Source organism: Stenotrophomonas sp. 82F1, from assembly GCF_056861525.1.
Genome location: NZ_JBSPUD010000008.1, coordinates 58,539 through 78,447 on the forward strand (window position 1 = coordinate 58,539; position 19,909 = coordinate 78,447).

The window sequence follows — 19,909 nt, forward strand, 5'->3', positions numbered from 1 at the left end:
GACCTTCCCACGATGGCAAGGTCTAGGCTGGTCATCTCTCCAGATGGAACCAGGGAAACCAGGCCATGAGCACCTCCAGCACTACCGCCGTCCCCGGAACGGCTTCCACCCTCAGCCTGCCGATCGAAGGCATGACCTGCGCCAGCTGTGTTGGCCGGGTCGAAGCGGCCCTGGCCAAGGTCGAGGGAGTCGCCAGCGTGTCGGTCAACCTGGCCACCGAGCGTGCGGACATCCGCTCCTCTGGCCCGGTCGACCGCGACGCCCTGATCCAGGCGGTGGAAAGCGTGGGTTATGAGGTGCCGGCTTCGACCACCGAACTGGCCGTGGAAGGCATGACCTGCGCGTCCTGCGTCGGGCGCGTGGAGCGCGCGCTGTTGGCGGTGCCGGGCGTCAGCCAGGCCAGCGTCAACCTGGCCACCGAACGTGCGACCGTGCGCGGCGTCGCCGGCATCGACGCACTGGTGGCGGCGATCGACAAGGTCGGCTACGCGGCGCACGCACTCGATGGCGGCACCCAGGTCGACGAGGAAGCGGCGGAAAAGAAGGATGCCGAGCGGGTGGCGCTGAAACGCGACCTGATCCTGGCCAGCGTGCTGGCAGCCCCGGTGTTCGTGCTGGAAATGGGCTCGCACCTGATTCCCGGCATGCATCACTGGGTGATGTCCACGATCGGCCTCCAGGCCAGCTGGTACCTGCAGTTCGTGCTGACCACGCTGGTCCTGGCCATTCCCGGCCGGCGCTTCTACCAGAAGGGCTTCCCGGCGCTGCTGCGCCTGGCGCCGGACATGAACTCGCTGGTGGCGGTGGGTACCGCTGCGGCGTTCGGCTATTCGGTCGTGGCCACCTTCATGCCGCGCCTGCTGCCGGCGGGCACGGTGAATGTCTACTACGAAGCGGCGGCAGTGATCGTCGCGCTGATCCTGCTCGGCCGCTTCCTGGAAGTGCGCGCGAAAGGCCGCACTTCAGAGGCGATCAAGCGCCTGGTCAACCTGCAGGCCAAGGTGGCGCATGTCAGCCGTGAGGGTCGCATCGTCGACATCCCGATCAACGAGGTACTGCTGGGCGATCTGCTGGAGGTGCGTCCGGGCGAGCGCGTGCCGGTGGATGGTGAGGTGACTGAAGGTCGCAGTTTCGTCGATGAGTCGATGATCACCGGCGAGCCGATCCCGGTGGAGAAGTCGGCCGGCAGCGGCGTGGTCGGCGGCACCGTCAACCAGAAGGGCGCACTGACCCTGCGTGCGACGGCGGTGGGTGGGCAGACCATGCTGGCGCAGATCATCCGACTGGTTGAGCAGGCACAGGGTTCCAAGCTGCCGATCCAGGCCGTGGTCGACAAGGTGACGCTGTGGTTCGTGCCGGCGGTGATGCTGGCGGCCCTCGCTACGTTCCTCGTGTGGCTGATCTTCGGGCCGTCGCCGGCGCTGACCTTCGCGCTGGTCAACGCCGTGGCCGTGCTGATCATTGCCTGCCCGTGCGCGATGGGGCTGGCGACGCCGACCTCGATCATGGTCGGCACCGGCCGCGGTGCCGAGATGGGCGTGCTGTTCCGCAAGGGCGAGGCGCTGCAGTTGTTGAAGGACGCCAAGGTGGTGGCGGTGGACAAGACCGGCACGCTGACCGAAGGCCGCCCGCTGCTGACCGACCTGGAGATCGCCGACGGCTTCGATCGCGCGCAGGTGCTGGCCCGGGTGGCAGCGGTGGAATCGCGCTCGGAACATCCGATTGCCCGCGCCATTGTCGAGGCGGCGACAGAGCAGGGCATCGCGCTGCCGGAGATGGTTGATTTCGAGTCGGTGACCGGCATGGGCGTGCGTGCCACCGTCGATGGCGCACGCGTGGAAGTGGGCGCCGATCGTTTCATGCGTTCGCTGGGCGTGGACATCGGTGCGTTCGCTGCATTGGCCGAGCGCCTGGGCAACGAAGGAAAGTCGCCGCTGTATGCCGCCCTCGATGGCCGCCTGGCGGCGATCATCGCAGTTTCCGATCCGATCAAGCCGAGTACGCCGGCCGCCATTGCCGCCCTGCATCAGCTTGGCCTGAAGGTGGCCATGATCACCGGTGACAACGCTGCTACCGCGCAGGCCATCGCCCGCCAGCTCGGCATCGATGAAGTGGTGGCCGAAGTGCTGCCGGAAGGCAAGGTGGAGGCTGTACGCCGGCTGAAGGCGGCTTACGGTCAGATCGCGTTCGTCGGTGATGGCATCAACGATGCGCCGGCGCTGGCCGAGGCAGATGTCGGCCTGGCCATCGGCACCGGCACCGATATCGCGGTGGAGTCGGCCGACGTGGTGCTGATGTCCGGCAACCTGCAGGGCGTGCCCAATGCCATCGCGCTGTCGAAGGCGACCATCGGCAACATCCGCCAGAACCTGTTCTGGGCCTTCGCTTACAACACCGCATTGATCCCGGTCGCGGCCGGTGCGCTGTATCCGGTATGGGGCGTGTTGCTGTCGCCGGTGTTCGCCGCCGGTGCCATGGCCCTGTCCAGTGTGTTCGTGCTCGGCAATGCGCTGCGCCTGCGGCGCTTCCAGGCGCCGATGTCGGACGCCTCCCATGCGGCCCACTGAAGGAGCGATTGCATGAACATCGGTGAAGCATCGAAGGCCTCCAGCGTGTCGGCCAAGATGATCCGCTATTACGAACAGATCGGCCTGATTCCGCAGGCTGACCGCACCGGTGCGGGCTATCGTGCCTATTCGCAGGCCGATGTGCATCGGCTGCGTTTCATCCGCCGCGCGCGTGATCTCGGCTTTTCGGTAGCCGAGATCACCGACCTGCTGGGCCTGTGGAACGACACGTCGCGGCATAGCGCGGATGTGAAGCGCCTGGCCGAGCAGCACATCGATGACCTCGAACAGCGCATCGAGAACATGCGGCAGATGGCCGATACATTGAAATCGCTGATCAGCTGCTGCGCTGGTGATGATCGCCCCGAGTGCCCGATCCTGCAGCGGTTGGGTGAAGGCGAGGAGGGCGCTGCGCCGGTTGCAGCGCCCGCAGGGGCAGTACGCAGGCGCGCGCGCAGGACCTGAGGAAGACCCGCGGAAAAGAAAATGCCCGCCCTGGCAGCTGCACAGGGCGGGCATCGTTCATGCAATCGTCAGCGTGATCAGGCCGTACGCGGCGGGAAACCGGCTTCGGTCAGCGCCGCGACGATCTGCGCTTCGCTGGCCGAGGTCTGCACCTGCACGCGACGGCTGGCCGGGTCGGCCGATACGGTCGCTGCCGGGTCGACCAGCTCGATCGCCTTGGTCACGCTGCGTGCGCAGCCACCGCAGGTCATGCCTTCCACATGGAATTCCATCTGTAGCTCCTTTGATGCTCTGGGGGTGGAGCCAGTGTGCACGTTCCAACGATGGCAGGGTCAAGCGATACACTGAACAAAAAACGGCAGCCACCTGTACCAGCGCGGCTGCCGTGGAGGATCGTCCCCGCGCGCAGGCGGGGTTATTGCGTTAGAACTTCCAGTTCACGCCGAAGTACAGCTGGCGGCCGGCGTAGATGTTGGACAGCAGGCGGGCCTGGCTGTCGTTGCCCAGATAGCTGCGCAGCTCGGACTTGGTGGCGTTGAGCACCGAGGCGGTAACGGTCCAGTCCGGAGTCAGGTTGTAGGCCACGTTCAGATCGAGCTGGTCGTAGGGCTTGGTGTAGGTGGTGAGGCCGTTGTTGAGGCCGCCGACCACTTCACCGCGACGGTTGTACGAGGCGCGTGCGAGGAACTTTTCGTTCTCGTAGAACACGGTCACATTGGCCTGGTTCTTGGCGCTGCCCACCAGCGGCGAGGAACCGATCTCTTCGCCATCCAGCACGATCGAAGCCAGGTTGGTGTCGTTGTAGGTGTAGTTGGCCTGCACGCCCAGACCGAAGTCGAAGGTGTACTGACCGTACAGCTCCACGCCCTGCGAGACACCGTCGCGGCCGTTGGCCTGGGTTTCATACTTCTGCACCGTCACCGATTGCCCGCCAACGGTCATCTGCTGGTCGCGCACCACCGGCACGGTGAAGTTGTCCACGTTCTTGCGGAACAGCGCCACGCCGGCCACCGAACCCGGCTTGAAGTACCACTCCAGACCCAGGTCGAACTGCACGGCCTCGAACGGCTCCAGCGCCTTGTTGCTGCCCGAGCCGTACCAGCCGGGGGTGTCGGTGCCGCCGGCGACGCGGCGGTCGTTGCTGTATTCCTCGCTGACGTAGCGCAGGCCGCCCGGGTAGGCGATGGAGGTGTAGCTCGGGCGGGCGATCACCTTCGATGCGGCACCACGCAGCACGAGGTTGTCGGTGATGTCCCAGGCGATGTTGAAGCTGGGCAGGAAGTCGGTGTAGGTCTTGTCCAGCGAGCTGAGCGTGTAGACCTTGTCACGGACCTGGTTGTCCGGCAGGCGCACGAAGCCGCCCTGGCAGCGCAGGTTCGGATCGGCGGCCGGATCATCGCAGCTCATCGGTGCGCCGCTGGCGTTGTCCACGAAGTAGTCGTTGAAGCGCTCGACCGAATCGCTGGACTGGGCGAACTGCTTGGTGCGCACCACGCGCACGCCGACGTTGCCGCGCACGCGGTCGGTACGGAAGTTGGCCTGGAAGTAGCCCGAGTAGATCTTCTCGTTGACGTCGTAGACGAAGTCTTCCTCGGTGCGGTTGTGGGAACCGCCGTAGGTCTTGTTCAGGTAATCGATGTAGGCCGGGTAGTTGATGCCCGGGAACACGTTGGCGTTGAAGCCACCGGTGATGTTGCTGATCGGATTGGACAGGAAGAAGCCCGGCTGGGCATTGCCGGCGGTCGGATCGCAACCGGCCTGGTAGCGGTTGTTGTCATAGTCGGCCGGATCCAGGCCCGGGCACACCCAGTAGGTGTTGCCGGTGTTGCGGTGGACCTGGCCGTCACGGTACTTGGCGCCGAACTGGATCGAGTCCAGCCAGCCGGCTTCGAACAGCTTGGTGACGTCGGCCTGGAAGTAGTTCTGCTTGACCTCGGTCTGCATCCACGACGAATCGGTCGAGCCGGTATCAACTTCGGCGATGCCGGCCATCAACTGCTGCTGCAGGTCCGGCGAGAACTGCACCGACGGCGTGCCGGTCAGGTCCCATGCGGTGTACTGGTTGCCCGACTGCCATTGATTGCCGACCTTGCGGCGCGGCTTGGCCGACATCCGGAAGTTCATCGACGGGCCACCTTCGGACCACGTGCGGCCACCGGTGAACGACGCCTTCCACAGCGGGCTGATGTCCCAGTCGATGGTCAGGTCGGCGGTCTGCGAGAGCGCCTTTTCCTTGCTGTAGCCACCGGTCAGCTGCGGGGTGGGGATCGTGCAGTCATCCGGGCCCCAGCCACCGGGCTTCATGCCGGCGGCTGCGGCTTCATCTTCACTGCAGTAGTAGGTCTTGCCGGCCAGCTTTTCGTACTGCGCACCGGTGACGATGCTGCCGCTGGGGTCGAAGCTGAGCCCGTTGAGCAGGCGGCCGCCATCCCAGTTGCCGTCCTGGTTGTAACGGGCCAGGTTCCACTCCGGCACCTTCAGCATGTTCTGGGTGTAATCACCCTGCAGCTCGAAGCGGAAGTAGTTGGCGGTCAGGGTCAGGTTGTCTATCGGCTTGAACTGGAAGGTCAGCTGGCCGCCCTTGCGCTCGCGCTTCTCTTCCTTCACCGCGAAGTTCACCGAGGTCGGCATGAAGAACTCGCTGTAGTTCTTGCCGGTCTGGTTGTTGAAGCCGGACTGGCCCCACCAGTAGTGGATGCCGTCCTGTTCCAGCAGGTTGCCGTTGGCATCGCGGGCGGTGGTGTTGTTGCCGTACCACTGGTAGTCCTCGGTGCTGGCTTCCATGGTGCGGCTGGTGCGCTTCTGCTGGGTTACGCCGACCAGCACGCCGAAGCGCTCGTCCTTGCTGTGCCAGGAGTACAGCGCCGACACCTGCGGGTCGACGTCGTGGCTGGTATCGGACGAGGTGCCTTCCAGGTTCACGTAGCCGGAATTGGCTTCCATCTCCAGCGGGCGGCGGGTGTGCAGGATGACCGTGCCGCCGATGCCGCCTTCGTCGATGCGCGCTTCCGGCGACTTGAACAGCTCGGCGCTGGACAGCATGTTCGACGGCAGCAGGGTGTAGTTGAACGAGCGGGTGGCTTCGTTGTTGGTTTCCGACGAGGCGACGAAGTTGCCGTTCAACTGGGTCAGGGTCAGGTCGGGCGCGAGGCCGCGCACGCTGACCGACTTGCCTTCGCCACCGCTGCGGGTGATGACCACGCCGGGCACGCGCTGCAGCGCGTCGGCCACGTTCTTGTCGGGGAACTTGCCGACGTCCTCGGCGGTGATCACTTCGACCACGGCGTTGGCGTCGCGCTTCTGCTGCAGGCTCTTTTCGATCGCGTAGCGGTAGCCGGTGACCTGGACGCTGTCCAGGGTGGTGGCGTCCTGCGCGCCGGTCGTTGCCGCCTGCTGCGCGGTAGCGCCAAGCGGAGCGACGGCGGCGGCCAGCGCCAGCGCGATGGCCAGCGACAACGCGTCGTGGCCCTGCGTACGTGTTGATTGCTTCATTGCCATCTCTCCCTCTCTCCTGGATTGATCCGGTGACTGACTGACGCGGAAACTTGAATCGATCTAATTCGTGATGCCGATCTTGCCTTCGCCGTGCAGATGCAACGAGCGCCTGGCGGATGACGCGGCACGTCCTGTCTTGCTCCCCAACTCCGGGCCATCGCGCTGTCGTCTTGGATCGATCTAAGCGATGGGCGGGGCGATTTTTAGCACGGCCGACGTGCCGACGCATGTTGCTGCGCAATATGGCAGCGACGTGTCGTACAAATGACCCTTTGTGGAAAGTTGTTGTAAGCGGTTACATGCGCAGACGGGGTGGGTCGGCCGGGCTACGCCCGGCACCCGCAGAGGCAGAAGCCAGGGCAACAGCAACAGCAAAAGCAACAACAACAGCGGCTTTCCGTGGGGTGGCGAGGTGGGTCCGGTTGCGGGGGATGCTGCAAGTACGTCCCTGTAAGCTCGGTCGCGCCATCCGTGGCGCTCACGCCCCCGCAACCGGACCCACCCCGCCTTCGACAGATTCCCGACGCCTTTGGTGGGTGTGGACCTTGGTCAACACTTGGATCCACGCCATGCGTGGATGAAATCCAATTCCATTCGATGATTTCGAAATCGGTAGGAACCTCCATCCACGCATGGCGTGGATCTACCAGACATCAGGAAACTGTCAGGGGTGGGGCGGTGTGGGTGTGCAGGACCGTTGGCGCCATGGATGGCGCCATCGAGCCCCCATGGATGGGTTTACGGCGTGTCCTGCGTACCCACACCGCCCCGCCCAGCTCGGCAACCTGCTTCTGCCCTTGCTCCGGCCTCTGCGGGTGCCGGGCGCAGCCCGGCCGAAGCCCACCCCTCATGCTGCGCCGCAGAATGCATTGGGCGAAATTCCCATGCTCTACTTGAATCGATCTAAATCCGCCGGGGTGCGGATTTGCACCGATCGAAACGAGGGCTCGGGCTGTGTGGCCGGTCCCTCGCTGCCGCCCTGCCGCCAAGGAGTCCTGCCCGTGACCAGGTTGTCCCGCCGTCGTCCCGCCCGCCGCCTGTCGGCATTGTCCCATCGGCCCTTGGCCCGCATCGCCTGCCTGCTGGCGCTCGCGGTGACGCCCTGGCTGCAGGCCGCACCGGCCGCGCTGGAGCGCGAGGTCAATACCTTCATTGGCAGTAAGGATGACGGCAACACCTTCCCCGGTGCCTCGGCGCCGTTCGGCCTGATCCAGGTCAGCCCGATCGGCAGCCACTATTCGGGCTGGCGCTACGACGACGACAGGATCCGCGGCTTCGGCCACTCGTTCCTCTCCGGCGCCGGTTGCTGGGAGCAGGGCGGGCAGGTCTCGGTGCTGCCGGTGACCGGCAGCATCGGTCCCGGCGGTGATTTCGATACCGCCGATGCCAAGGCGTTCAATCACAAGACCTACGCCTCGGCCTATACCCATGACGGCGAAATCGGCCAGGCCGGCTACTACAAGGTGCGCCTGACCAGCTACGGCGGCATCGATGCCGAAGCCACCGCACGCACCCGCGCAGCTGCCGAGCGCTACACCTTCAGCCAGGGCAAGGGCGATGGCCACGTGCTGGTCAATGTCGGCCAGGCCAACGAGCGCCACTCGGTGATCGGCAGCGTGGTCGATGTGGTCGGCGACCGCGTGGTCGAAGGCAAGCTGGTCACCAAGAGCTTCTGCGGTGGCCATCAGTACACCACCTGGTTCCGTATCGAGTTCGACCGCCCGTTCAAGGCACATGGTACCTGGGGCGAGGGCGGCGGTCTGCCGGGCGCGCGGCACAGCATGGAAGGCGAGCAGAAGCCGAATGGCGCGTGGCTCAGCTTCGACCTGGCCAAGGGCCAGTCGGTCACGGCCGTCAGCGCGATTTCGCATGTGGACGCCGAAGGTGCACGCACCAACCTGCGCGCCGAGGGCATGCAGGGCGGGGCGCTGCTCGGTTTCGACCGCATGCGCGCGCTGTCGCAGCAATCGTGGCGCGAGCAGCTGGCACGCGTCCGCGTGCAAGGGGGCAATGGCGATGACCGCACGGTCTTCTACAGCGCGCTGTACCACGCGCTGCTGCAGCCGATGACCGGCAATGATGCCGACGGCCGCTACCGTGGTTACGACGATGGCATTCATCGCGCCGATGGCTGGACCTACTACGAGTACTTCTCGCTGTGGGATACCTACCGCGCACAGAACCAGTGGCTGGCGCTGACGCGCCCGGACGTGGCGCGCGATATCGGCCGCACCCTGCTGGCGATCGACGAGCAGGGTGGTTGGCTGCCGCGCTGGGGCTATGCCAATTTCGAGACCAACATCATGACCGGCGACCCGGTCACCCCCTTCATGGTCGATCTGTGGCGCTTCGGTGCACTCAAGGGCCGCGAAGGACAGGCATGGGATGCGCTGCGCCGCAACGCGTTCGGCACGCCGCCACTGAACTCGCGGATGGCCGGTCGCTCCGGCAACCCGACCTACCTGGACAAGGGCTACGTGGTTTACGACCGTGCGTTCCCGTCCAAGGGCATGGACGTCGACCCGCACCACGGTGGTTCGGCAACGCTGGAGTACGCACTGGCCGACTGCGCGCTTTCGCAGATGGCCGATGGCCTCGGCCATGTCCAGGATGCGGCGACCCTGCGTGAGCGCGGCCGCAACTGGCGCAAGGTGTGGGACCCGCAGGTGCGCGATGCCGAGACCGGCTTCACCGGTTTCCCGCGTCCGCGTACCGAGGATGGCCAGTGGTACACCCCGGCCGATGGCCATTACAGCCCGCGCTCGCACCATGGTTTCCATGAAGGCACGGCTTGGCAGTACCAGTGGCTGGCGCAGCAGGACGTGCCGGGCCTGGTCGAAGCGATGGACGGTCGCGAGCAGGCGGGCCGCCGCCTGGATGCGTTCTTCGCAATGGATGCGCTGCAGGCCGACCCGCTCAATGCCGCCCGCAAGGAATGGGTGGTCGGGCCGTACAGCTACTACAACCAGTTCCGCTACAACCCCAACAACGAGCCCGACCTGCATTCGCCGTGGCTGTACACGCTGATCGGCCAGCCGTGGAAGACCGCCGCAGTGGTGCGTGCGGCGCAGCAGCTGTTCACCAATGCGCCCAATGGCGTGACCGGCAACGATGACCTCGGCACGATGTCGGCCTGGTACCTGTTCAGTGCGATCGGCGTGTACCCGGCGGTGCCGGGCAGCGGCGAGTTCCTGCTGCATACGCCGCGCTTTGCCAAGGTCGAGGTCGAGCTGGGCAATGGCCGCACCCTGCGCATCGAGGCGCCTGGCGCCGATGGCCGCCGCCTGCAGTACGTGCAGGGCGTGCAGGTCGATGGCCAGGCACATGCCCCGGTGTGGCTGGGCTGGAACCAGCTGCAGCAGGGCCCGAAGCTGCGTTTCGCCCTCGATGGCACGGCGCCGACGCAGGGCTGGGGCACGGCGGTGAAGGATCTGCCGGTGTCCTGGTGTGCGGCCCCGGGCAGCCAGCTGCACTGAGCCGGGGTGTGCCGTTCGAGGCAACCCAGCGAACGGCACGGCACGACAGGGCCGCGATCCATTAGGCTTGAGCATCCATCGGAGTGCGGGAAGACGATGAACGACAACGGCGACAGTTCCAGCAAGCGTTCCGGCAAGGCGGTGACGGTGACCGACATCGCCCGTGCCATCGGCGTTTCGCGCGCGACCGTGTCGCTGGTGCTGCGCGGCAGCCCGCTGGTCAACGTCGATACCCGCGCCCGGGTGGAGGCTGAGCTGCGCCGCCAGCGCTATGTCTACAACCGCGCGGCGGCGAACCTGCGGCGACGCACATCGTCCAGCATCGCGCTGGTCATCAACGATCTGTCCAACCCGTTCTTCGCCGAATTCGCTTCCGGTGTGGACGAAGCACTGGGCGGGCGTGGCTACGTGACCCTGCTCGGCAGTACCGGCGAGTCACCCGAGCGCCAGCAGGCGGTGCTGTCCACGCTGATGGAGCACACGCCTGCAGGCCTGATCCTGTCGCCGGCCGAAGGCAGCGATGCCGCGCTGCTGCGGCAGGCGCTGGGTGCCAATGCCAACGTACTGCTGTTCAACCGCGAGCTGGAAGGCGCCGAGTGGGACTTCCTGACCCTGGACAACCAGCATGGCGCCTACCTGGCTACCCGCCACCTGATCGAGCGCGGTCATCGCCAGATCGCCTTCTTCGGCGGTCATGCGGCATCGAGTTCCTGCCACCAGCGTCGCGCGGGTTTCCAGCAGGCACTGGCCGAAGCCGGGCTGGCGCTACCGCCGGGCTGGATGATCGAATCGGCACCCAACCGGCTGGAAGCGGCCGCGCGCACCGACGAACTGTTCGTCGACGGCCATCGGCCGAGCGCGGCGGTCTGCTACAACGACACCGTCGCGCTGGGCCTGATGCTGGGCCTGAACTCGCGTGGCATCCGTCCCGGCGGTGATTTCGCGGTGACCGGCTTCGATGATATTTCCGAAGCGTCGGTCGCCGTGCCGCCGCTGACCACCTTGACCGCCGATCCGCGCGAGCGCGGCCGGCAGGCGGCGTCCCTGCTGCTGCAACGACTGGAGGAGCCGGATGCGCCCCCACGGCGCACGGTCGCCCCGGTACAGTTGCGCATCCGCGAAAGCAGTGCCGCACGTCCGAACTGATGCTCTGCTGCTGAACTGATTGCACCCTTCCACGCACCAACGACCTTTCGCGCATCGAGGCGCGTACCGCATGCCGATCTCCGCAACGCCCCGCCCATCCGGTTCCCCGGGCAACCAGCCTGCCGTCACCAACGGCAAGGCGCTGGCCGTGGTCACCACCATCTTCTTCATGTGGGGCTTCCTGACCTGCCTCAACGACATCCTGATTCCGCATCTGAAGGCGGTGTTCGAGCTGAACTACGCCAAGGCGATGCTGGTGCAGTTCACCTTCTTCGGCACCTACTTCCTGATGTCGTTGCCGGCCGGGCGGCTGGTGGCGGCGCTGGGCTACAAGAAGGGCATCGTGGCCGGCCTGGTGATCGCCGGCATCGGCGCGCTGGGTTTCTGGCCCGCGGCCGAGCTGCGCGTCTATGGCGCCTTCCTCGGTGCGTTGTTCGTGTTGGCCACCGGCATCACCGTGCTGCAGGTAGCAGCCAACCCGTACGTCGCGCTGCTTGGCCCGGAGCAGACCAGCTCCAGCCGCCTGACCCTGGCACAGGCGTTGAACTCGCTGGGTACGGCCATCGCGCCGATCTTCGGCGGCATGCTGATCCTGTCCAACACGGCCATGAGCGGCGAGCAGATCGCCGCGTTGCCGGCCGCCGAGCAGCTGGCCTACCGTACCGCTGAGGCGCACGCGGTGCAGGGCCCCTACGTGGGCCTGGCCATTGCGCTGGTGCTGCTGGCATTGTTCGTGTTCCTGTTCCGCCTGCCGGCGCTGAACGACACCACCGAGCAGGCTGACGAGGGTCATCAGCACAGCTATCTGGATGCGCTGCGCAAGCGTCACCTTCTGCTGGGCGTGCTCGGCATCTTCTTCTACGTCGGTGCTGAAGTATCGATCGGCAGCTTCCTGGTCAACTACCTGTCGATGCCCACCATCGGCGGCTTCAGCGAGCAGGAAGCCACGCACTATGTGTCGGCCTACTGGACGATGGCGATGATCGGCCGCTTCGCCGGTTCGGCGCTGCTGGCGCGCTTCTCGCCGAGCCGCCTGCTGGCGATCTTCGCGCTGGTCAATGTCGGCCTGCTGACGCTGACCATGATGACCTCCGGCAATGTCGCGCTGTACTCGGTGGTGGCGATCGGCCTGTTCAACTCGATCATGTTCCCGACCATCTTCGCGCTGAGCATCGAGCGTCTGGGCCCGCTGACCAGCAAGGGTTCGAGCCTGCTGATCATGGCCATCGTCGGTGGCGCCGTGGTGCCTTACCTGCAGGGCGTCCTGGCCGACCACGTCGGCGTGCAGGCCAGCTTCATCCTGCCGCTGCTGTGCTACGGCTACATCATTTTCTACGGACTGGTCGGCGCCCGCGCGCCGGCTGCCGGCACGCACGGAGGCTGAGTCGAAAATGGGTTCCATCGTCTGCTTCGGCGAAATTTTGATCGATCTACTAGCGCAGCCGCCGGCCTCGGCCGATACCCCGCGCGCGTTCCTGCAGTACGCCGGTGGTGCGCCGGCCAACGTCGCGGTGGCCGCCGCACGGCTGGGCGCGAAGACCCAGTTCGTCGGCATGCTCGGCCGCGACATGTTCGGCGACTTCCTGGCCGAGAGCCTGAGCGAGCACGGCGTCGGTACCGACTACATCGTGCGCACCGACGCGGCCAAGACCGCGCTGGCCTTCGTGGCGCTGGACGCGGGCGGCGAACGCAGCTTCAGCTTCTACCGCCCGCCGGCGGCCGACCTGCTGTTCCGTGACAGCGACTTCCAGGCAGGCTGCTTCGATGGCGCGCAGTGCTTCCATGTCTGTTCCAACAGCCTGACCGAAGCGGACATCGCCGACGCGACGTTCGCCGGCATGGACCGCGCGCGCACGGCCGGTGCGGTGGTCAGCCTGGATCTCAACCTGCGTCCGGCGCTGTGGCCGGCCGATGTCGACCCGACACCGCGGCTGTGGCAGGCGCTGGAACGCGCCGACCTGGTCAAGCTGTCGCGGGAAGAACTGGAGTACCTGGCAGCGCCGCTTGGCGATGACGGCGAGGCACTGGTGCTGCGGCGCCTGCTGGCCGCGCAGGCACGCTGGGTGATCATCACCGACGGCGCCGCCACGCTGCATTGGTACACCCGCGAAACGCAGGGCAAGGTCACCAGCTTCCGCGTGCCCACCGTGGACACCACCGCCGCCGGTGATGCCTTTGTTGGTGGCGTGCTGGTCGGCCTGCTGGAGCGGGGTGGGGCGGGTGCGGGCTTTGCCGCGTTCTGCCAGGACCCGCAGGCGATCGCCGCCACGCTGCGCTTCGGCGCCGCCGTTGGCGCACTGGCGGTGACCCGCAAGGGCGCGTTCGCTGCGATGCCCTCGTTCGATGAAGTGCAGCAGTTGCTGCAGGCACAGGACCTTCCCGCATGAGCACCTCGCCCGATTTCCGTTCTCCCGCCTTCCTGCGCGCACACATCGCCGACACGATGGCGTTCTACCACCCGCGCTGCATCGATCCGAAGGGCGGTTTCTTCCACTACTTCCGTGACGACGGCAGCATCTACGATGCCAGCCATCGCCACCTGGTGAGCAGCACCCGTTTCGTCTTCAACTACGCCATGGCCTACCGCGAATTCGGCAATGCCGAGTATCGCGATGCAGTCGAGCACGGCGTGCGCTACCTGCGCGAGGTGCATCGCAACCCGGCCACCGGCGGCTACGCCTGGACCCTGCGCGATGGCGTGGTCGAGGACGACATGAACCACTGCTACGGCGTGGCCTTCGTGCTGCTGGCCTACAGCTGTGCATTGAAAGCGGGCATCGATGAAGCCCGCACGTGGATGGATGAGACCTGGCAGCTGTTGGACGCCCGCTTCTGGGAAGCGGAGCACGGCCTGTACCGGGACGAGGCCGACGGCCAGTGGAACTTCACCGGCTACCGTGGCCAGAACGCCAACATGCACATGTGCGAGGCGATGCTGGCTGCGTTCGAGGCCAGTGGCGAGCAGCGCTATGTCGAGCGCGCGCTGCAGCTGGCCGACAACATGACCCGCCGCCAGGCGGCCAAGGCCGGCGGTCTGGTCTGGGAGCACTACGACACCGACTGGAACATCGACTGGGACTACAACCTGGACGATCCCAAGCACTTGTTCCGGCCGTGGGGCTTCCAGCCCGGCCACCAGACCGAGTGGGCCAAGCTGCTGCTGATCCTGGACCGCCACGTGCAGGCCAACTGGCTGCTGCCGACCGCGCAGCATCTGTTCGATGTGGCGGTGGAGCGCAGCTGGGACGAGGCGCGCGGCGGCCTGTACTACGGCTTCGCACCGGAGTCGCGGCGCCAGCCGGGCATGGACGGTGCGCCGATCGGCGGCGACAGCTTCGTCTGCGACGACGACAAGTATTTCTGGGTGCAGGCCGAGACGTTGGCCACCGCCGCACTGATGGCCAAGCGCACCGGCGATGAGCGCTACTGGCAGTGGTACGACCGTCTCTGGGCGTACTCGTGGGAGCACTTCGTCGACCACCGGTACGGCGCGTGGTTCCGCATCCTCGACGCTGACAACCGCAAGTACAGCGACGAGAAGAGCCCGGCTGGCAAGGTCGATTACCACACCATGGGCGCCTGCTACGAAGTGCTGAACGTCGTGCGTTGAACATCGGCCGAATGCAGTAGTGCCAGGCCATGCCTGGCAAAAACAACAGGAGCATCACGTGCATCGCCTTCCCCTCGTTGTCCGTCTGCTCCTGCTGCTGATCGCGGCGACCGCGTTCCCCGCCGCCGCCGACCCGCTGCAGGCGCAATGGGAATTCCGCCTGCTGCCCGGCGACGCGCAGGGCGCGGCGCATCCGGGCCTGCAGCAGTGGCGCGCGGCCACGGTGCCGGGCAGCGTGCATACCGACCTGCTGGCGCACGAGCTGATCCGCGATCCGTACGTCGGCGCGCCCGAAGCCGAGCTGCAGTGGATCGGCCTGGCTGACTGGGAGTACCGCGCCCGTTTCGATGTGGACGCCGTCACCTTGGACAAGCCCAACGCCGAGTTGCGCTTCGATGGCCTCGATACCTATGCCGAGGTAAAGCTCAACGGCAAGCCGCTGCTGCGTGCCGACAATGCCCACCGCACTTGGCGCGCCCGCGTCGAAGGCCGCCTGCGGGCGAAGGGCAACGAGCTGCAGATCGTGTTCCGTTCGCCGATCCGCACGCTGCTGCCGGGCGTGCAGGCGATGCCGCACAAGATCGCCGGCAATTATCCTTCGCCCTACGGCGATGAGCCCAAGGACGCGATGGTCGGCAACTTCGCGCGCAAGCCGGCCTACCACTTCGGCTGGGACTGGGGGCCGCGCTACGTCACTGTCGGCGTCTGGCGCGGCGTTGACCTGCAGGCATGGGGCGCGCATCGGTTGACCGACCTGGCCGTGCGCACTGATGCGCTTGATGCAGAAAAGGCGACGCTGGCCGTAGTGCTGCAGGTGGAGCAGGACGCGGTAGCCGGTCCCGTTGCGGTGGACGTTGAGGTGCGTGATCCCGACGGCCGCAGCGTCGCACGGGTGCAGCGCACGGTCGAGCTGAAGCCCGGCAAGAACAGCGTGGAGGTGCCGGTTGAACTGGCCAAGCCGCGGCGCTGGTGGCCGGTCGGCCATGGTGCGCAGGACCGCTACACCGTAATGGCCTCGCTCGACGGTGGCGCCGATTCCACGTTGAAGCGTGAGCAGCGCATTGGCCTGCGCACGGTCGAGCTGCGCCGCGAGCGGGACGACAAGGGAGGGCAGGGCTTCGCCTTTGTCATCAATGGTGTGCCGATCTTCGCCAAGGGCGCGAACGTGATCCCGTTCGACGCCTTCCCTGCGCGCGTTGATGCCGCGCGCCTGCGCCAGGTGCTGGTCGCCGCGCGCGATGCCAACATGAACATGCTGCGCAACTGGGGTGGCGGTTACTACGAAGACGATGCGTTCTTCGATATCGCCGACGAGCTGGGCCTGCTGGTCTGGCAGGACTTCATGTTCGGTGGCGGCATGCAGCCCGGTTACGACCCGGCATTCCGCGCCAGCGTGGTCGCCGAGGCGCGCGACAACGTACGCCGGCTGCGCCACCATCCCAGCATCGTGTTGTGGTGTGGCAACAACGAAGAAGAAACGGCGTGGAAGGATTGGGGCCATGGCCGCGACCTGAAGGCCGCTGATCCGGCGTTCGCAGCGAAGGTCTGGCAGGGCTACGTCGATCTGTTCGGCAACGACCTGCGCCAGGTGGTGAGCGAAGACGGGCTGGGCGTGCCGTACTGGTCCAGCTCGCCCAGCAATGATCTGGACGAGAAAGCCAACGACTCCGCCCGCGGTGACAAGCACTACTGGCAGGTGTGGGGCAATCCAGCGTTGCCGGTGCAGGCCTATCTGCGCGAGACCCCGCGCTTCATGTCCGAGTACGGCCTGCAGGCCTGGCCTGCGGTGGCAACGGTGGACCAGATCGCTACTCGTGCGGAGCAGCGCATCGACAGTCCGGTGATCCGTGCGCACCAGAAATTCATGGCAGGCGAGGGCAATACGCGCCTGCTGCACTACATCGAACTGGGCTACGGCACGCCGAAGGACTTCGAGGACTTCGTCTATCTGAGCCAGGTGATGCAGGCCGATGGCATCGCCATGGCGGCGCTGCATCATCGCGCTTCGCGGCCGTACACGATGGGCTCGCTTTACTGGCAGCTCAACGACGTCTGGCCGGGTGCCTCGTGGTCGAGCGTTGACTACTTCGGCCGCTGGAAGGCGCTGCACTTTGCCGCGCGCCGCTTCTTCGCGCCGGTCACCGTGGCCGCGCTGCGCGATGAGGGCAGGACGCGCGTGCGCATGATCAACGACCAGGCCGCGCCGTTGGATGCGCGGTGGCGCCTGCGGGTGATGGACGTGGAAGGCAAGGTGCTGAGTCGGCGCGAGCAGGCAGTGACGCTGGTCGCTGCCGGGGTGACCGGTATCGGCAATTACGTGGATGCCGAACTGCTGGCCGGCGCCGATCCGGCGCGGACAGTGGCGGTGTTCGAGCTGCTGCAGGACGGCAGGGTGACGGCGCGGCAGGTCGTCGGATTCGTCGAAGCCAAGGACCAGGTGCTGCCACGGCAGCAGCTGACATCAACGTTGGCGATCGACGGTGACCACTACCGCCTGCGGTTGCAGAGCGCAGCACTGGTGCGCGCGGCCTGGATCGATTTCGGCGCGCTGGACGTGCAGGTGGAAGACAACCTGCTGGACCTGCTGCCGGGCGAAACCCGCGACATCGCCGTGCGTGGCCCGGTAGACCTGGCTGCGCTGCGTGAGGCGTTGAAGGTGCGCACCCTCAACGATCGTTGAGGGACACGCTTTGGTAGGTGCCAACCTTGGTTGGCACACCAGAAGCATGCCAACCAAGGTTGGCATCTACCAGTTTTTGCTTACAGCTGGATCTGCTGGAAGTTCTCGACGCGATCATGGCCGTTGGCGGCTGCGCCGACGCGCGGCATCGGGTAGTCCTCAAGGCGATCGATCAGACGCGTCTGCAGGCCGGCTTCGCGGGCGGCGTCCAGTTCCTCGACCACATCGGACAGGAACAGGATCTCGCCAGCGGGAACGCCGATGGCCTGCGCGATATGGCGATAGCTGTCGGCCTCGCGTTTGCCACCGACTTCGGTATCGAACCAGCCCGACACCAGCGGACTGAGGTCACCGGCATCGCTGAAGCCGAAGAACAGCTTCTGCGCCGGCACCGAGCCGGAGGAGTACACATACAGCGGCAGGCCGGAGGCGTGCCAGCCCTTCAGCACCGGCGCCACTTCCGGGTAGAAGTGTGCGGTGTAGTCGCCACGACGGTAGCCCGCATCCCAGATCAGCCCCTGCAGGGCCTTCAGTGCGGTGTGCTTGCGGTCCTGGTCGATCCAGCCCTGCAGCGTCTCGGCCACCAGGCTGTCCTGGCAGGCGCCGCCGATCTCGCTGGCGACGGCGTCCAGCCAGCGACGCACCTCCGGCTGCTGGCCATGTTCGGCGACGAAGCCGGGTAGCGCCTGGCGTGCGTACGGGAACAGCACGTTCTTGACGAACGAGATGCTGCTGGTGGTGCCTTCGATGTCGGTCAGGATGACGCGGGGCTGCATTGATCAGGACGCCTGGGTCGGAATGTAACGGGGGAATTTCTGCGCGATGTCGGTGCCGGTGAAGTGACCGACCCAGCCATCCGGCTCGGTGAAGAAGCGGATCGCCACGAAGCTGGGCTCATCGCCCATGTCGAACCAGTGGGTGGTGCCGTCGGGCACGGCGATCAGGTCATCCTTCACGCATTCGATCTCATAGACCTTGTCGCCCACGTGCAGGGTGAACAGGCCGGAGCCAGCAACGAAGAAGCGCACTTCGTCTTCCTTGTGGAAGTGTTCGTCGAGGAACTTCTTCCTCAGCTCGGCGCGGTTCGGGTTGTCGGGGGCGATCGAGGCCACGTCCACGCTCTTGAAGCCGCGTTCGGCGACCAGGCGGTCGATGTCGGCGCGGTAGGCAGCAAACACCTCGTCCTGGCTTGCGCCCGGGGCGACCGGCGCGGTGGCCTGCCAGCGTTCAAAGGTGACGCCGATCTTCTGCAGTTCGGCAGCGATGACCGCGCCGTCCTGGGTGTCCAGCAGCGGCGATTCGGGGCGGGTGTCGTCGTAGATGCGCAGTCGGCTCATGGCGGCAGCTTGAACGTCTCGGGGGGATGACAGGGTAGCAGGGTGGCAACGACGGCCAGATTCCAGAATGGCATCTGGCCTTACCGGAAACGTCAGCGGCGCAGCTTGCGCAGCTCCAGTTCGCAATGCAGCAGGAACTCGAACGCTTCCATGTGCCGGCGCGCTTCGGCCATGTCGCGGCCCCACGCATACAGCCCATGGCCGTCGATCAGGTAGCCCCACAGGGTCTGGGTGTCGAGCAGGGCGTCGACCTGGGCCGACAGCACGTCCATGTCCTGGGTGTTGGCGAACACCGGGATGTCGATGGCCATTTCATGGGTGCTGTTGCCGGCGAAGGCCTTCAGCAGTTCGTAGCCTTCCACCCGGATATGGCCCTGCGGCGCATACAGGCGCGAGGCGATGGTCTGCACCGGCGAATGGGTATGCAGGACGCAGCCGATCTCCGGGAAACGGCGATACAGGTGGGTATGCAGCAGGGTTTCGGCGGACGGGCGCAGCGGGCGGCCGACGGCCTTGCCATCGAAGTCCACCACCATGATGTCGTCTTCGATCAGGCGGCCCTTGTCCTTGCCGGACACGGTGATCGCGGCGTGGCGGTCATCCAGGCGGTGGGAGAAGTTGCTGCTGGTGGCCGGGGTCCAGCCGGCCTGGGCCAGTTCGCGGACGTTGTCGATCAGCAGCTGGGCCAGTTCGCTCAGGCGCGCGGTGTCGTAGGGGAAGGTGGGGGCGTTCATGGGGGCGATTTTACTGGATTCGGCCAACGGCTGAGCCCCTCGTGGTTGGTCGAGTGGAGCGGTTCATGGGGTGGGCGGGGCAGGTGGGCCGTGCAGGGGACGCTGCAAGTACGTCCCTGTAAGCTCGATGGCGCCATCCATGGCGCCAACGCCCCTGCTCGGCCCACCCGCCCCGCCCCTGACAGGTTCCTGCGGGCGGCCAGCCCCGGAGTGAAGAAGGAAAAGCGAAAGCGGGTCGCTGCGCTGCGCTTGCTCGGAGCGGAGCATGGCTCCGCTCTACAGCAGATTCGTCCCCGACCATTCATTTCCGGGAACGCTTCATCCACGCATGGCGTGGATCTGCTGACAGCTGCGTGGACCTGTCGAAGGCGGGGAGGGGTGAGATTACGGGGGCGTGAG

13 protein-coding genes are annotated in these 19,909 nt (G+C 66.2%); 8 read left to right on the top strand and 5 right to left on the bottom strand.

The annotated features are described in order from the left end of the window. Nucleotides 1–65: 65 nt before the first annotated feature. Nucleotides 66–2,567, top strand: coding sequence for a heavy metal translocating P-type ATPase (locus AC13GI_RS10605; RefSeq protein ID WP_482996248.1), 2,502 nt, complete (start codon nucleotides 66–68; stop codon nucleotides 2,565–2,567). A gap of 12 nt (nucleotides 2,568–2,579) precedes the next feature. Further along, nucleotides 2,580–3,032: a Cu(I)-responsive transcriptional regulator gene (cueR, locus tag AC13GI_RS10610; protein ID WP_099818316.1), complete on the top strand. Its 453-nt coding sequence runs from the start codon at nucleotides 2,580–2,582 to the stop codon at nucleotides 3,030–3,032. 77 nt (nucleotides 3,033–3,109) lie between these two features. On the opposite strand, the gene AC13GI_RS10615 is transcribed toward cueR, so the two are convergent. Both AC13GI_RS10615 and AC13GI_RS10620 read right to left on the bottom strand, forming a co-directional pair. Beyond that, nucleotides 3,110–3,304, bottom strand: coding sequence for a heavy-metal-associated domain-containing protein (locus AC13GI_RS10615; protein ID WP_089240853.1), 195 nt, complete (start codon nucleotides 3,302–3,304; stop codon nucleotides 3,110–3,112). A gap of 151 nt (nucleotides 3,305–3,455) precedes the next feature. Beyond that, a complete protein-coding gene (locus AC13GI_RS10620) occupies nucleotides 3,456–6,530 on the bottom strand; it encodes a TonB-dependent receptor (RefSeq protein WP_482996249.1) in 3,075 nt (1,024 codons plus the stop codon). A 998-nt stretch (nucleotides 6,531–7,528) separates the two neighbouring features. Here AC13GI_RS10620 and AC13GI_RS10625 point away from each other — a divergent pair. From AC13GI_RS10625 to AC13GI_RS10650, 6 genes are all read left to right on the top strand, one after another. Beyond that, entirely contained in the window at nucleotides 7,529–10,003 is a 2,475-nt protein-coding gene (locus tag AC13GI_RS10625; protein WP_482996250.1) for a GH92 family glycosyl hydrolase, read from the top strand. Nucleotides 10,004–10,099: 96 nt separating this feature from the next. After that, entirely contained in the window at nucleotides 10,100–11,149 is a 1,050-nt protein-coding gene (locus AC13GI_RS10630; RefSeq protein WP_099818319.1) for a LacI family DNA-binding transcriptional regulator, read from the top strand. 70 nt (nucleotides 11,150–11,219) lie between these two features. After that, nucleotides 11,220–12,533, top strand: a complete 1,314-nt coding sequence (gene fucP / locus AC13GI_RS10635; protein ID WP_099818320.1) for an L-fucose:H+ symporter permease — start codon at nucleotides 11,220–11,222, stop codon at nucleotides 12,531–12,533. A 7-nt stretch (nucleotides 12,534–12,540) separates the two neighbouring features. Next, nucleotides 12,541–13,536, top strand: coding sequence for a carbohydrate kinase family protein (locus tag AC13GI_RS10640; RefSeq protein ID WP_346559590.1), 996 nt, complete (start codon nucleotides 12,541–12,543; stop codon nucleotides 13,534–13,536). Further along, nucleotides 13,533–14,759, top strand: a complete 1,227-nt coding sequence (locus tag AC13GI_RS10645) for an AGE family epimerase/isomerase (RefSeq protein WP_380657338.1) — start codon at nucleotides 13,533–13,535, stop codon at nucleotides 14,757–14,759. Before AC13GI_RS10640 ends, AC13GI_RS10645 begins: the two co-directional genes overlap by 4 nt. Nucleotides 14,760–14,817: 58 nt before the next feature. Continuing rightward, the gene (locus AC13GI_RS10650) at nucleotides 14,818–17,439 is read left to right on the top strand and encodes a beta-mannosidase (protein ID WP_482996251.1); all 2,622 of its coding nucleotides are present in this window, start codon (nucleotides 14,818–14,820) and stop codon (nucleotides 17,437–17,439) included. A gap of 80 nt (nucleotides 17,440–17,519) precedes the next feature. Here AC13GI_RS10650 and mtnC read toward each other — a convergent pair whose 3' ends face one another. The 3 genes from mtnC to AC13GI_RS10665 all read right to left on the bottom strand — a co-directional run bounded on the left by mtnC (nucleotide 17,520) and on the right by AC13GI_RS10665 (nucleotide 19,510). Then, nucleotides 17,520–18,215 carry an acireductone synthase gene (gene mtnC, locus AC13GI_RS10655; RefSeq protein WP_482996252.1) on the bottom strand — a complete coding sequence of 232 codons (696 nt, stop codon included), beginning with the start codon at nucleotides 18,213–18,215 and terminating at the stop codon, nucleotides 17,520–17,522. A 3-nt stretch (nucleotides 18,216–18,218) separates the two neighbouring features. Then, on the bottom strand, nucleotides 18,219–18,776 hold the full coding sequence (locus AC13GI_RS10660) for a 1,2-dihydroxy-3-keto-5-methylthiopentene dioxygenase (protein ID WP_049467060.1): 558 nt from the start codon (nucleotides 18,774–18,776) through the stop codon (nucleotides 18,219–18,221). Between the two features lie 92 nt (nucleotides 18,777–18,868). Then, nucleotides 18,869–19,510: a methylthioribulose 1-phosphate dehydratase gene (locus AC13GI_RS10665; protein WP_482996253.1), complete on the bottom strand. Its 642-nt coding sequence runs from the start codon at nucleotides 19,508–19,510 to the stop codon at nucleotides 18,869–18,871. Nucleotides 19,511–19,909 lie beyond the last annotated feature (399 nt).

Bases quoted from the DNA above. Each gene is read 5' to 3' on its own strand.
- AC13GI_RS10605 (WP_482996248.1), top strand. From the start codon at position 66: ATGAGCACCTCCAGCACTACCGCCGTCCCCGGAACGGCTTCCACCCTC.
- cueR (WP_099818316.1), top strand. From the start codon at position 2,580: ATGAACATCGGTGAAGCATCGAAGGCCTCCAGCGTGTCGGCCAAGATG.
- AC13GI_RS10615 (WP_089240853.1), bottom strand. From the start codon at position 3,304: ATGGAATTCCATGTGGAAGGCATGACCTGCGGTGGCTGCGCACGCAGC.
- AC13GI_RS10620 (WP_482996249.1), bottom strand. From the start codon at position 6,530: ATGGCAATGAAGCAATCAACACGTACGCAGGGCCACGACGCGTTGTCG.
- AC13GI_RS10630 (WP_099818319.1), top strand. From the start codon at position 10,100: ATGAACGACAACGGCGACAGTTCCAGCAAGCGTTCCGGCAAGGCGGTG.
- fucP (WP_099818320.1), top strand. From the start codon at position 11,220: ATGCCGATCTCCGCAACGCCCCGCCCATCCGGTTCCCCGGGCAACCAG.
- AC13GI_RS10640 (WP_346559590.1), top strand. From the start codon at position 12,541: ATGGGTTCCATCGTCTGCTTCGGCGAAATTTTGATCGATCTACTAGCG.
- AC13GI_RS10645 (WP_380657338.1), top strand. From the start codon at position 13,533: ATGAGCACCTCGCCCGATTTCCGTTCTCCCGCCTTCCTGCGCGCACAC.
- mtnC (WP_482996252.1), bottom strand. From the start codon at position 18,215: ATGCAGCCCCGCGTCATCCTGACCGACATCGAAGGCACCACCAGCAGC.
- AC13GI_RS10660 (WP_049467060.1), bottom strand. From the start codon at position 18,776: ATGAGCCGACTGCGCATCTACGACGACACCCGCCCCGAATCGCCGCTG.
- AC13GI_RS10665 (WP_482996253.1), bottom strand. From the start codon at position 19,510: ATGAACGCCCCCACCTTCCCCTACGACACCGCGCGCCTGAGCGAACTG.